The organism is Aeromonas sp. FDAARGOS 1410, assembly GCF_019048745.1.
GTDB lineage: Bacteria > Pseudomonadota > Gammaproteobacteria > Enterobacterales > Aeromonadaceae > Aeromonas > Aeromonas jandaei.
This window is the reverse complement of record NZ_CP077401.1, coordinates 2,647,329-2,660,836: the sequence shown is the minus strand read 5'-3', so window position 1 is coordinate 2,660,836 and position 13,508 is coordinate 2,647,329. Positions and strand designations below refer to the sequence as shown.

Genomic DNA, 13,508 nt, shown 5'->3' with positions numbered 1-13,508 from the left:
GCAGCTCCTGTGCGGTCAATGTGAACCACGCTGAGTGTGATGTCAGAATGCATCACTCGCCGGACAAGATAACGCGCTGTGATGACACGCCAGTGACAAACAAATTACTAAAAAACGTCACCTCGGCAGCATAGCAACCAGAACCATTGAAATCTGAAACTGCTCACAACTTCAGCGAACTCACCTTGAAATCCATCACAAATCCACCGGAATGCGATTGTGATTGACCCTGGTTGTGCCAAAGCTGCTCTGCCCATTTCAGGCATAGTCACAACAACAAGAAAGGGAAATAACAATGAAACACACAGCGGGAATGCTGGCGATCGCAGGTATGCTGATCGCCCCCTTGGCGCACGCCGATGTCATACTGCACGCCTTCAACTGGAAGTACAGTGAAGTGACCGCCAAAGCCGATCTCATCAAGAGTGCCGGCTATAAACAGGTGCTCATCTCACCGCCACTGAAGTCTTCGGGCAACGAGTGGTGGGCCCGTTACCAACCCCAGGATCTGCGCCTTGTCGACTCCCCCCTTGGCAACAAGCAGGATCTCGAGCAGCTGATCGCCACCATGAAGGCGCGAGGTATCGCCGTCTACGCCGATGTGGTGCTCAATCACATGGCCAACGAAAGCTGGAAGCGCAGCGATCTCAACTATCCCGGCAACGAGCTGCTGCAGAGCTACGCCAGCAACCCCAGCTACTTCGAGCGCCAGAACCTGTTTGGCGATCTGGGGCAAAACCTCCTCTCCGGTCAGGATTTTCATCCGGAAGGGTGCATCACCGACTGGAACAATCCGGGCCATGTCCAGTACTGGCGGCTGTGCGGTGGACCCGGTGACAAGGGCTTGCCGGATCTTGACCCCAACAACTGGGTGGTGAGCCAGCAGCAGGCCTACCTGCAGGCGCTCAAGGGGATGGGAATAAAGGGCTTTCGGGTCGATGCGGTCAAGCACATGAGTGATTACCAGATCAACGCCATCTTCACTCCCGAAATCAAACAGGGGATGCACGTCTTTGGCGAGGTGATCACCACGGGGGGCGCCGGCAACAGCGACTATGAAAACTTCCTCAAGCCCTACCTCGACAGCAGTGGTCAGGGCGCCTACGACTTCCCGCTCTTTGCTTCCCTGCGCGGCGCCTTCAGTTACGGTGGCAGCATGAACCTGCTGGCCGATCCGGGGGCTTATGGTCAGGCACTGCCTGGCAACCGTGCGGTCACCTTCGCTGTCACCCACGACATCCCCACCAATGACGGCTTCCGCTACCAGATCCTGAACCAGACAGACGAGTCGCTGGCCTATGCCTACCTGCTCGGGCGCGATGGGGGCTCGCCACTGGTCTACTCCGATCATGGCGAAACCCGAGACAAGGATGGCTTGCGCTGGCAGGACTACTACCTGCGCGCCGATCTCAAGGGAATGATCCGTTTCCACAATGCAGTACAAGGGCAACCGATGCAGCTGGTCGGCAGCGACAACTGCTTCGTACTGTTCAAACGCGGCAAGCAGGGGCTGGTTGGCATCAACAAATGCGGGCAGGAGCAGGAGTACTGGCTCGATACCGCCAAATACGAGATGAACTGGTATCGCAACTACCGGGATGTGCTCGATCAGAATGCGGTGATCAATGTGCAGAGCCAGTGGGTACGGCTGGCGATCCCTGCGCGCAGCGCCAGAATGTGGCTGCAGGAGTAATGATGCCCCGGCATCTCGGGCCCAGGTAAAGAAAATACACAGGCGAAGAAAATAAAAGAGCGACCACAAGGTCGCTCTTTTTATCTGCTGCAGCAAGGGGGAACGATTACTCGTCGCCCGCCTCGCCATCAACGGAACCGGCGGCGTCTGCTGCGGAATCAGTGCCTTCGGACACCTCACCCTCAGCAACCACTGCATCGTTCTCGTCTTCATCGCTTTCGGCGATGCGCTGCAAACCGACTACGGTTTCGTCTTCACCGGTACGGATCAGACGCACACCACCGGTGTTGCGACCGATAATGCTCACCTCGGCCACACGGGTACGCACCAGAGTGCCGCCGTTGGTGATCAGCATGATCTGATCGGTCTCTTCAACCTGGATGGCATCGATGACCTTGCCGTTGCGATCGTCCACCTTGATGGAGATAACGCCCTGGGTACCACGGCTCTTGGTCGGGTACTCATCGAGTGCGGTACGCTTGCCGTAACCGTTCTCGGTGGCGGTGAGGATGGCACCTTCGCCGCGCGGAACGATAAGGGAAACCACCTTGTCGCCAGCAGCCAGCTTGATACCACGGACACCGGCGGCGGTACGGCCCATCGGACGCACGCCCTTGAAGGTACCCTTGCTTTCGGTGCCTTCGCCGTTGTCGCTGCCATCATCGTCGTTGCCGGCATCGTCGTCGGTTTCGACCTCATCGTTGGCATCCGCATCGGCGCGACCGCTGCCTTCAGCGAAGCGAACAACCTTGCCCGCATCGGAGAAGAGCATGATCTCGTTGCTGCCGTCGGTGATATCCACCCCGATCAGCTCATCACCCTCTTTGAGGTTGATGGCACGGATACCGGAGGAGAGCGGACGGCTGAAGTCGGAGAGGCTGGTCTTCTTCACGGTACCGTTGGCGGTCGCGAAGAAGACATACTTCTCGGCATCATACTCCTTCACCGGCAGAATGGCGGTGATGCGCTCACCCTCTTCCAGCGGCAGCAGGTTGATGATGGGACGACCACGGGCGCCACGGGACGCTTCCGGCAGCTGATAAACCTTGAGCCAGTAGACCTTGCCGCGGGTAGAGAAGCACAGAATGGTGTCGTGGGTGTTGGCCACCAGCAGACGCTCGACGAAGTCCTCTTCCTTGATCCGGGTCGCGGACTTGCCCTTGCCGCCACGGCGCTGAGCTTCGTAATCGGAGAGCGGCTGATACTTCACGTAACCCTGGTGGGACAGAGTCACCACCACGTCTTCCGGGGTGATCAGATCTTCGATGTTGATCTCGGCACTGGACATGCTGATTTCGGTACGACGCTCGTCGCCATACTGGTCGCGCACGGCCAGCAGCTCATCGCGGATCACTTCCATCAGACGAACCGGGCTCGCCAGGATGTGCAGCAGCTCGGCGATGAGATCCAGCAGCTCCTGATACTCTTCCAGGATCTTCTCGTGCTCAAGGCCGGTCAGCTTGTGCAGACGCAGGTCAAGGATGGCCTGTGCCTGCTGCTCGGTCAGGTAGTAGTAACCGTCGCGAATGCCGAACTCGGGCTCCAGCCACTCGGGGCGAGCCGCGTCGTCACCGGCTTTTTCCAGCATGGCAGCCACGTTGCCGAGCTCCCAGCCCTTGGCAACCAGGCCCGCTTTCGCGTCAGCCGGGGTGGCACTGTGACGGATCAGTTCGATAACCGGATCGATGTTGGCCAGCGCAACCGCCAGACCTTCCAGGATGTGTGCCCGATCCCGCGCCTTGCGCAGTTCGAACACGGTCCGGCGGGTCACCACTTCGCGGCGGTGCAGCAGGAACGCATCCAGGATCTCTTTAAGGTTCATCACCTTGGGCTGGTTGTTATCGAGCGCTACCATGTTGATGCCGAACGTGGTCTGCATCTGGGTGTGCTTGTAGAGATTGTTCAGCACAATCTCGCCGGACTCGCCGCGCTTGATCTCGATAACGATGCGCATACCGTCCTTGTCGGACTCGTCGCGCAGGGCACTGATACCTTCGATCTTTTTGTCTTTGACCAGCTCGGCGATCTTCTCGATCAGACGAGCCTTGTTCACCTGATAGGGAATTTCGTGAACGATGATGGTCTCGCGACTGGTCTTCTCGTCCACTTCCACTTCAGCCTTGGCCCGCACGTAGATGGAGCCACGACCGGTACGGTACGCCTGCACGATGCCGGAACGACCGTTGATAATGCCACCAGTGGGGAAATCCGGGCCGGTGATGTAGGTCATCAGCTCGTCAATGGTGAGGTCGCCGTTTTCGATCAGCGCCAGGCAGCCGTTGACAATCTCGGTGAGGTTGTGAGGTGGAATGTTGGTCGCCATGCCCACCGCAATACCGGAGGAGCCGTTGACCAGCAGATTGGGAACCTTGGTGGGCATGACAGCCGGGATCATCTCGGTGCCGTCATAGTTCGGCACCCAGTCCACGGTCTCTTTGTCCAGATCGGCCAGCAGCTCGTGGGAGATGCGTGCCATCCGCACTTCGGTGTAACGCATGGCCGCGGCGCTGTCGCCATCGACCGAACCGAAGTTGCCCTGACCATCGACCAGCATGTAGCGCATGGAGAAATCCTGCGCCATCCGGACGATGGTGTCATACACAGCGATATCGCCGTGCGGGTGATATTTACCGATTACGTCACCGACCACACGGGCCGATTTTTTATAGGGCTTGTTCCAGTCGTTCCCCAGCTCGTTCATTGCATACAGAACGCGGCGGTGAACCGGTTTCAAGCCATCACGCACATCCGGCAGAGCTCGTCCTACGATCACGCTCATGGCGTAATCAAGATAGGAACTCTTGAGCTCTTCTTCGATGTTGACCGGCGTGATCTCTCTGGCCAGATCGCTCATAGAAAGCCTTAATCCCTAATTAGTTGTTCTTTGGCTTAAACAGCGCGACATGGTAACACACCAAGGCGGATTCCTTAAGCCACAAATCGGGCTGGTTTGACAAAGTCCGTCCGTTATAATGCCCGCCAGGACAATAGATTGCGCGCGAGTCACCCGCTCTGCGCGCCCTGCCACAGGATCTTCGATAAATGAACAGTGACGCCAATGTCGACCTGACCGAAATCGCCAAATTTGAAGCCATCGCCTCTCGCTGGTGGGACATGGAGGGGGAGTTCAAGCCACTGCACCAGATCAATCCGGTGCGCCTTGACTGGATAACCAACAAGAGCGGCGGCCTGTTTGGCAAGCGCGTGCTCGACATCGGCTGCGGCGGCGGCATCCTCGCCGAGAGCATGGCGCGCCGCGGGGCACAGGTGACCGGTATCGACATGGGCAAGGAGCCCCTTGGTGTGGCTCGCCTGCATGCCCTGGAGCAGGGGGTCGAGCTCGAGTACCGCCAGATCACTGCCGAAGCACACGCTGAAGAAGCGCCCGGCCAATATGACGTGGTCACTTGCATGGAGATGCTGGAGCACGTGCCTGATCCTGCCTCGGTGCTGCGCGCCATCGCGGCCCTGGTTCGCTCGGGTGGCCGTGTTTTTGTCTCCACCATCAACCGCAACCCCAAATCCTATCTGATGATGATCCTTGGCGCCGAGTACCTGATGAAGATGGTGCCCAAGGGGACTCACGACCATAAAAAGTTCATCATGCCCGCCGAACTCTGTCGCATGGGTGAAGCCGCAGGCCTGTTGGTGCGCGACATGAGCGGCGTCCACTACGCGCCACTCTCCAACAGCTTCCGGCTCGGTCGCAACGTCGACGTCAACTATATGGTGGAGTTCATCCGCCCGGAGCACGGCTGATGAGCGCCTCTCACCCGCAGCCCCTCGGCTGTGTGCTGTTCGATCTGGACGGCACCCTGCTCGACACGGCGCCGGATCTGGGCGCAGCCGTCAATCACGTGCTGATAAGCGAAGGCTTTGCGCCGCTTTCTGACGATATCATTCGCCAGATCACCTCCCACGGCGCCCTCGGGCTGCTCAGGGCGGGGCTCGGCGACGATCTGCTGGAAGAGCTGGGGGCAACCCGCCTGCGCAATGCCCTGCTCGACTACTACGCAGCCAATCTCTGTGTCGGCACCCGCCCCTATGAGGGGATGGTGGATCTCATCGAGTGGCTCGACGAGAAGCAGCTGCCCTGGGGCATCGTCACCAACAAGCCAGCCTTTCTCACCGAGCCGCTGCTGGCGGCTCTGCCACAGCTTGCCAGCTGTGGCGTTACCGTCAGCGCCGATACCCTGCCGGTACGCAAGCCCGACCCTGCCCCCATGTATTTTGCCTGCGAGAAGCTGGGGGTCGAAGCAGCGCACTGCCTCTATGTGGGGGATCATGTGCGCGATATCGAAGCGGGCCGCAATGCAGGCATGCGCACTGCAGTCGCTGGCTGGGGCTATCTCAATGATGAGGAAGATCCTGCCCAATGGGGCGCCGATCTGCACTTTGATACCGTGCAGGCGCTGCATCACTGGCTGCGCTACGAGCTGGGCTGAAGCTGCCAGTCGTAACGTAACAAGAGTTGGGGCATCAGGGGGTGATGCCCTTTTTTACGACCCTCTCCTGTCCCGAAAGCTAACGAGAAGAGATCGTAGGTGGATAGCCAAGGCAACTTTAACTGTCGCAAAGAGTCCATATGAAAACCTTGCTCCCGTTTCACTGAGGCAATTGTCAGCAAGCAGACAGAGAAAGTGCGCTTCACATTTTGCAGTGATAACCGAGAGCTGGACAGCTTTTGTCCCTTGTTGGGCAAGGGATAATCAGCCGCGGTTTGCTAGTAAAAAGGCCCCCTTTTCGCAAGCAAAAAAAGTTATTTAAATTTTCCATCTTCGATCGGGAGGCTTGCATTTGACGAAGCGGACGAATGAAAACCCGCTCACTGTGAGCAACCACTAACAGAGACAACAACACCCACAATTTATCCACAGCAAGCCAGTTATCCACACATTGCAATGCACAGTCGACCTCACTATCTTGTAGCTCGACATCAAAATAACACTATATCTTGTGATTCATCGCACAATAGTTACCCAACAACTGCACCGGCCTGTCCTCCTGTGACAGCCAGCAGCCGGGTGGCGTGCGATGGTTTTTCGGGAATCAACTAAAGGTCATCAGCCAATGAACTTGTTTGTGACGAAGCGTAACGGACACAAAGAACCCATCGATCTGGATAAAATTCACCGCGTGCTGGACTGGGCCGCCGAGGGTCTCGACAACGTGTCGGTCTCCCAGGTAGAACTCAAGTCCCACATCCAGTTCTATGACGGTATCCGTACCGCCGACATTCACGAAACCATCATCAAGGCAACGGCTGACCTGATCTCCGAGCAGACTCCGGACTACCAGTACATGGCAGCCCGTCTGGCCATCTTCCACCTGCGCAAGAAGGCCTACGGCCAGTTCGAACCGCCCCACCTCTACCAGCACGTGGCTCGTCTGGTCGACATGGGCAAGTACGACAAACACCTGCTGGAAGACTACACCCAGGCCGAATTCGAAGAGCTGAACGCGCACATGGATCACTGGCGCGACATGAACTTCTCCTACGCAGCGGTCAAGCAGCTGGAAGGCAAGTATCTGGTACAAAACCGCGTCACCGGCGAGATCTACGAGAGCCCGCAGTTCCTCTACATCCTGGTGGCGGCCTGCCTCTTCTCCAAGTATCCGAAAGATACCCGTCTGGACTACATCAAGCGCTTCTATGATGCGGTCTCGACCTTCAAGATCTCGCTGCCGACCCCGATCATGAGCGGCGTGCGCACCCCGACCCGTCAGTTCAGCTCCTGCGTACTGATCGAGTGCGACGACAGCCTGGATTCCATCAACGCCACCGCCAGCTCCATTGTGCGTTATGTCTCCCAGCGCGCCGGTATCGGCATCAACGCCGGCCGTATCCGCGGTCTGGGCAGCCCTATCCGTGGCGGCGAAGCGTTCCACACCGGTTGCATCCCCTTCTACAAATACTTCCAGACTGCCGTGAAGTGCTGCTCCCAGGGCGGTGTGCGCGGCGGTGCGGCGACCCTGTTCTACCCGCTGTGGCACACCGAAGTGGAAAGCCTGCTGGTGCTGAAGAACAACCGCGGCGTGGAAGAGAACCGTGTCCGTCACATGGACTACGGCGTGCAGATCAACAAGCTGATGTACCAGCGCCTCATCAAGGGCGGTGACATCACACTGTTCTCCCCGTCCGATGCGCCGGGTCTGTACGATGCCTTCTTTGCCGATCAGGACAAGTTTGAAGAGCTCTACGTCAAGTACGAGCAGGATCCTGCCATTCGCAAGAAGACCCTCAAGGCAGTCGATCTCTTCTCCCTGATGATGCAGGAGCGTGCCGGTACCGGTCGCATCTACATCCAGAACGTCGATCACTGCAACACCCACAGCCCGTTTGATCCGAGCGTGGCGCCGGTACGCCAGTCCAACCTCTGCCTCGAGATTGCGCTGCCGACCAAGCCGCTCAACAACATCGACGACGAGAACGGCGAGATCGCCCTGTGCACCCTCTCCGCCTTCAACCTGGGTGCCATCGACAAGCTGGAAGATCTGGAAGAGATGGCCGATCTGGCCGTGCGTGCCCTCGATGCCCTGCTCGACTATCAGGACTACCCGATTGCCGCCGCCAAGCGTGGCAGCATGGGTCGTCGTACTCTGGGGATCGGCGTCATCAACTACGCCTACTACCTGGCCAAGAACGGTGCCCGCTACTCTGACGGCTCCGGTCTGGCGCTGACTCACCGCACCTTCGAGGCGATCCAGTACTATTTGCTGAAAGCCTCCGTGCAGCTGGCCCGTGAATTCGGCCCCTGCCCGCTGTTTGGCGAGACCACCTATGCCCAGGGCATCCTGCCGATCGACACCTACAAGAAGGATCTGGATGCGCTGTGCAACGAGCCGCTGCATCTGGATTGGGAAAGCCTGCGCGAAGAGATCAAGTCTGTTGGCCTGCGCAACTCCACCCTGACCGCCCTGATGCCGAGCGAGACCTCCAGCCAGATCTCCAACGCCACCAACGGCATCGAGCCGCCGCGCGGTCTGGTGTCGGTCAAGGCCTCCAAGGACGGCATTCTCAAACAGGTGGTGCCCGAGTATGATCGCCTGAAAGATCAATACGAACTGCTCTGGAAGCAACCGAGCGTCGACGGCTACCTGCAGCTGGTCGGTATCATGCAGAAGTTTGTGGATCAGGCGATTTCCGCCAACACCAACTACGACCCGGCCCGTTTCGAAGGCAACAAGGTGCCGATGAAGCAGCTGCTGAAGGACTTGCTGACCGCCTACAAATACGGCCTCAAGACCCTCTACTATCACAACACCCGTGATGGTGCGGACGATGCCCAGACCGATCTGCAAGATGACGGTTGCGCTGGCGGGGCTTGCAAAATCTAAGTCACGGCAAGATCTGATAACCGGGCGGGAGCGACAAGCTCCCGCTCTCCTGTTTTCTCCATACAGACATTCTGGTAACCATGGCCTATTCAACTTTCTGCCAAACCCAAAACGACCAGCTCAAAGAGCCGATGTTTTTTGGCCAATCGGTCAACGTAGCCCGTTATGACCAGCAAAAGCACGAAGTGTTCGAGCGGCTGATCGAAAAACAACTCTCCTTCTTCTGGCGCCCGGAAGAGGTGGATGTGTCCCGTGATCGCATCGACTATCAGGCCCTGCCCCCCCACGAGCAGCACATCTTCATCTCCAACCTGAAGTACCAGACCCTGCTGGACTCCATTCAGGGTCGCAGCCCCAACGTGGCGCTGCTGCCGCTGGTCTCCATTCCGGAGCTGGAAACCTGGATCGAGACCTGGGCGTTCTCCGAGACTATCCACTCTCGCTCCTACACCCACATCATCCGCAATATCGTCAACACCCCCGCCCAGGTGTTCGACGACATCGTGACCAACGAGCAGATCCTGAAGCGCGCCGGCTCCATCAGCCACTTCTACGACGACCTGATCGAAGCGACCGCCCTCTACAACCTGCACGGTGAAGGGACCCATACTGTCGCTGGCCGCGAGGTGACCATCACCTTGCGCGAGCTCAAGAAGAAGCTCTATCTCTGCCTGATGAGCGTCAACGCGCTGGAAGCGATCCGCTTCTACGTCAGCTTCGCCTGCTCCTTTGCCTTCGCCGAGCGCGAGCTGATGGAGGGCAACGCCAAGATCATCAAAATGATCGCCCGCGATGAGGCACTGCATCTGACCGGTACCCAGCACATGCTGAACCTGATGCGCAGCGGTCAGGACGACCCCGAGATGGCCGAGATCGCCGCCGAGTGCGAACAGGCCTGCTTCGAGCTGTTCAAAGAGGCGGCCATTCAGGAGAAAGAGTGGGCCGAGTACCTGTTCCAGGGCGGCTCCATGATCGGCCTGAACAAGGACATCCTCTGCCAGTACGTCGAGTACATCACCAACCTGCGGATGGCCGCCGTCGGTCTGCAGCCAGCCTTTGCCGGCACCAAGCAGAACCCGATCCCCTGGATCAACACCTGGCTGTCGTCCGACAACGTGCAGGTCGCTCCGCAAGAGGTGGAGGTAAGCTCCTATCTGGTGGGTCAGATCGACAGCGAAGTGAATGCCGACGATCTGGGCGATTTCGAGCTGTGAGTGACGCCACCAACACGCTGACCCCTGCCCCACACTCGCCTGCCGAACAGCAGGCGGGACAGACACCACGGGTACATACCCGGGATGGCGTGCTGCACGCTCATCCCGGCGAAAGCGTGCTGGAAACCCTGGAACGCCACGGCCATCGGGTCGAGTTCCAGTGCCGCAGCGGCTATTGCGGTGCCTGCCGCACCCCGCTCATCGCGGGCAAGGTGCACTACCCCAATGTGCCGCTCGCCTTTGTCTCCCAGGGGGAGTGTCTCCCCTGCTGCTGCAAGCCGGTCGGCGCCATCAAGCTGGATATTCAGAAACGCTGATCCCGCTTGCAGCACCTCGTGCGCAGCCAAAGAGAGCAAAACAAAAAGCCGCCGGATTGCTCCGGCGGCTTTTTTAGATCCATCTCGATGCCTACTCGATACCTAAGTGGGCTGCTGGCTGCTCAACCTGCCAGCACAGACATTACAACCAGGGCGCGGCAGTCGGCCCGTGATGCAGACCCAGCTTCCAGACCCGGCCGAAGTGCTTGTAGTGACCCGCTGCGACACCGGCCTTCTCGCCCATGCCGTGATAGAGGTCGAGGTGGCCCTTCTTCACCGCGCCGCCCACATCCAGCGCAATCAACAAACGCAGCTGATGTTTGCCGGTCCAGTTGCCCTCTTTGTCGAGCAACGGCACTTCGGCGAGGATCGGGGTACCCATCGGCAACAGGGTCTTGTCGGCAGCAACGGCCGCCATCGGCAGCAGCGGAATACCGGCAGCGCCGATCACATCGTTGGTCGGACGGCGCTCGAAGAAGACATAGGAGGGGTTCTGCTCCACCAGCTCCTTGACGCTCTCCTCCGGCTGGCGGCTAGCCCAATCCTTGATGGCTTTCATCGACATCTGCTCTTTGGGCACTTCACCGCGGTCGATCAGCACCCGGCCGATACTCACGTAACCGTGACCGTTCTTGCCGCTGTAGCCCAGATATTGCAGCCGATCCTCATCGCCATAGTGAACGAAACCGGAACCCTGCACATCCATCAGGAAGTTGTCGATAAGGGATTTGCTGTAACCCAGCTCCAGCCCGCGGTTGGCCAGCGCCCCCTGATGGATCTGGGCCCGGGTCGGACAACGGCTGCCACAGTTGGGCATGGCATAGATGGGATATTTGTACTTGGCATCGGGACGACGACGCACCTCCAGCACCGGCGAGTAGTAGCCGGTGAAGAGCACGTTACCCATCCGATCCGCCCCGCCCAGCTGGGCCAGGCTGATACCGTAACGGGTGATGTCGGCAGGGTTGCCGCCATTGGCCACCCAGCGGGAGAGCTTGTGGTAGAGCTCACCATAACGGCGATTCATCTTGCCGGAGCGCTCCAGCACCAGCCGACTCTGCGGGCCAAACTTGCTGTAATCGGCTCGCGCACGGCTATTGACCCGCTCAACCCTGACCAGCTCCCCCGGCAAGGTGCCGTCCAGATACTGCTTGCCCAGATTTACTGGCACCTCGCAGTTAAGGAAACATCTGTTGTCGGTCTGTTTTTGGGGCACCTGATTTTGCTCAGAGTTGCCTGCACACCCGGCCAGACCCAGCACCACGGCGGTCAGCCAGTACGCGTGTTTATTCATATGTCCTCATATAACGCCAATAGCCATGCTCGGCGGGGAAGATGCCAAATTTGCAGGGGGAAAGCAAATGACATCAATCACTTGAAGAGGGATTTCGCCAAAGGTGACAGCTGGGTTATAACAAGGTGACAGGATGTGCGAGGTGATGGATGGAACAGCTCGAGATCTTCCCGCTGCAGAGCCCCTGCATCGGGGTCTGCGAAGTGAACAACAAGGGCTACTGCAAAGGGTGTTTGCGCAGCCGCGAAGAGCGTTTCAACTGGCTCGCCATGACCCCCGCCCAGCAGCAGGATGTAATGCGTCTGTGCCGCGCCCGCAAGGCGCGGGTCGAAGCCGCCCGCCGCAAAGCACAGGAAGGAGCTCAACCCGAGCAGCCAGAACAACCGGGCTGGGATTTTTGATCTTCTCTTGGTCTGTTACCCGCTTTCACTTCTCCTTTCTGCCACCCTTGCCAGCTCGCTGAACGCCACAAACAGGTGGTAGAAGGTGCTGGCTGGGGCATGGATTGTCAGCGGCTGACCGGTGACATCGACCTGATCGACCCATTGGCCGGGCAAGGCTGGCGTCAGGTAGTAGTGGAAGATCTGCCTCACCACCTCGCCAATCTGACGGGCAATCTCTGAGTCCCCTCGCCGTTCGTAGGCCGCCAGCAGCGCCTTGAGATGTTCGGTCTGGCACCAGAGCCGACTGGTCGCCCGATGGGGCTGTCCGTCATCGGTAAGCTCATCCATCACCAGCCCGGTCGGCCCGTGGCCGTGAGCGGTGGCAAAGCTGTTCAGGATGGCGATCCCCTCATCTATCTCGCGCTCACTCGGCCCACACGCCCATCCTTGTGCCAATGCCCGGTAACGGGCCAGCAGCCAGCACCACTCGTAGTGATGACCCGGATCGATCAGGTGCGAATCGGGATGAGTCGGGAGAAGCCGTTCATCGAAAAACTCCCGCAGCAAGATGGGCTCCAGAAAGTGCTGGAGAAACAGCTTGTAGATCTGATGGGCACGTACTTGCCAGCAGGGATCATCAAAGCTCTCGGCCGCCACCAGCAGTGCTTCGAAAAGATGCATATGGGGGTTTTGGCTGCGCAGCGAACCGGCTGGCCAGCTGGAGTGAAACCCGCCATACACAGGATCGGCAAAAAGCTGCACGATGGCCTGATAGCGCGACTCGGCCTGCTGCTGCCAGCACGGCTCGCCGCTCAAACGGTAGAGCCAGCATTCGGCCAGCAGGGCAAAGGCGTATTCGTAGCAGCACACCGCACTGTCGGCAGGAGAACCATCGGCATTAAGGGAAAACAGCTGGTTGCCGGCACCATCATCAAAATGCCTCATGCCGAACCTGGCGCAGCGCTCTGCCAACTCGCCTCCCTCATACCAGCCGAGCAGGGCTGCGTGGCTGAACACATAGATCTGCCGGCTCTGCACCCGACATCGGGTGGGTTGCCAGAGGGGCTCGCCAGCACCATCCAGCCCTTCGGCAAACAGCCCCCGTTCCCAATCAAATCCGCTTGCCCGCCAGTGAGGCAGCGCCTCCTCCACCAGCCAGCGTCGGCAGCGCTGTGCCGCCTCTCTTATCTCGTCATGCATCTCATCACCTCGCACATCTATCCAGCCCACGATCCAGTTCATGAAAAAGGGAGAGCCTCGCTCTCCCGT

At 59.0% G+C, this 13,508-nt stretch carries 10 protein-coding genes; 7 read left to right on the top strand and 3 right to left on the bottom strand.

Features of this window, described 5'->3' with window-relative positions; translation table 11 throughout:
• Positions 1-295 precede the first annotated feature (295 nt).
• On the top strand, positions 296-1,693 hold the full coding sequence (locus tag I6L40_RS12425; RefSeq protein ID WP_254204025.1) for an alpha-amylase family protein: 1,398 nt from the start codon (positions 296-298) through the stop codon (positions 1,691-1,693).
• A gap of 106 nt (positions 1,694-1,799) precedes the next feature.
• On the opposite strand, the gene gyrA is transcribed toward I6L40_RS12425, so the two are convergent.
• Positions 1,800-4,547, bottom strand: coding sequence for a DNA topoisomerase (ATP-hydrolyzing) subunit A (gene gyrA, locus I6L40_RS12420; protein WP_216994325.1), 2,748 nt, complete (start codon positions 4,545-4,547; stop codon positions 1,800-1,802).
• Between the two features lie 188 nt (positions 4,548-4,735).
• Here gyrA and ubiG point away from each other — a divergent pair, with 188 nt between their 5' ends.
• From ubiG to yfaE, 5 genes are all read left to right on the top strand, one after another.
• Positions 4,736-5,452, top strand: coding sequence for a bifunctional 2-polyprenyl-6-hydroxyphenol methylase/3-demethylubiquinol 3-O-methyltransferase UbiG (gene ubiG, locus I6L40_RS12415; RefSeq protein WP_216994324.1), 717 nt, complete (start codon positions 4,736-4,738; stop codon positions 5,450-5,452).
• Positions 5,452-6,138, top strand: a complete 687-nt coding sequence (locus I6L40_RS12410; protein WP_216994323.1) for an HAD family hydrolase — start codon at positions 5,452-5,454, stop codon at positions 6,136-6,138. Before ubiG ends, I6L40_RS12410 begins: the two co-directional genes overlap by 1 nt.
• Positions 6,139-6,763: 625 nt before the next feature.
• Complete coding sequence (gene nrdA / locus I6L40_RS12405) at positions 6,764-9,031, top strand: class 1a ribonucleoside-diphosphate reductase subunit alpha (protein WP_041207840.1); 2,268 nt, start codon at positions 6,764-6,766, stop codon at positions 9,029-9,031.
• Positions 9,032-9,111: 80 nt separating this feature from the next.
• Entirely contained in the window at positions 9,112-10,245 is a 1,134-nt protein-coding gene (gene nrdB / locus I6L40_RS12400) for a class Ia ribonucleoside-diphosphate reductase subunit beta (protein WP_019445145.1), read from the top strand.
• Positions 10,242-10,562 carry a class I ribonucleotide reductase maintenance protein YfaE gene (gene yfaE / locus I6L40_RS12395; protein ID WP_071910040.1) on the top strand — a complete coding sequence of 107 codons (321 nt, stop codon included), beginning with the start codon at positions 10,242-10,244 and terminating at the stop codon, positions 10,560-10,562. The genes nrdB and yfaE overlap by 4 nt, the downstream gene beginning before the upstream one ends.
• A 142-nt stretch (positions 10,563-10,704) precedes the next feature.
• Here the strand turns inward: yfaE and mltA are convergent, their stop codons facing one another.
• Complete coding sequence (gene mltA, locus I6L40_RS12390; RefSeq protein WP_071910038.1) at positions 10,705-11,856, bottom strand: murein transglycosylase A; 1,152 nt, start codon at positions 11,854-11,856, stop codon at positions 10,705-10,707.
• A gap of 149 nt (positions 11,857-12,005) precedes the next feature.
• On the opposite strand from mltA, the gene I6L40_RS12385 reads away from it, so the two are divergent.
• On the top strand, positions 12,006-12,257 hold the full coding sequence (locus tag I6L40_RS12385) for a DUF1289 domain-containing protein (protein ID WP_071910036.1): 252 nt from the start codon (positions 12,006-12,008) through the stop codon (positions 12,255-12,257).
• 15 nt (positions 12,258-12,272) lie between these two features.
• Here I6L40_RS12385 and I6L40_RS12380 read toward each other — a convergent pair whose 3' ends face one another.
• Entirely contained in the window at positions 12,273-13,481 is a 1,209-nt protein-coding gene (locus I6L40_RS12380) for an AGE family epimerase/isomerase (RefSeq protein WP_254204024.1), read from the bottom strand.
• Positions 13,482-13,508 lie beyond the last annotated feature (27 nt).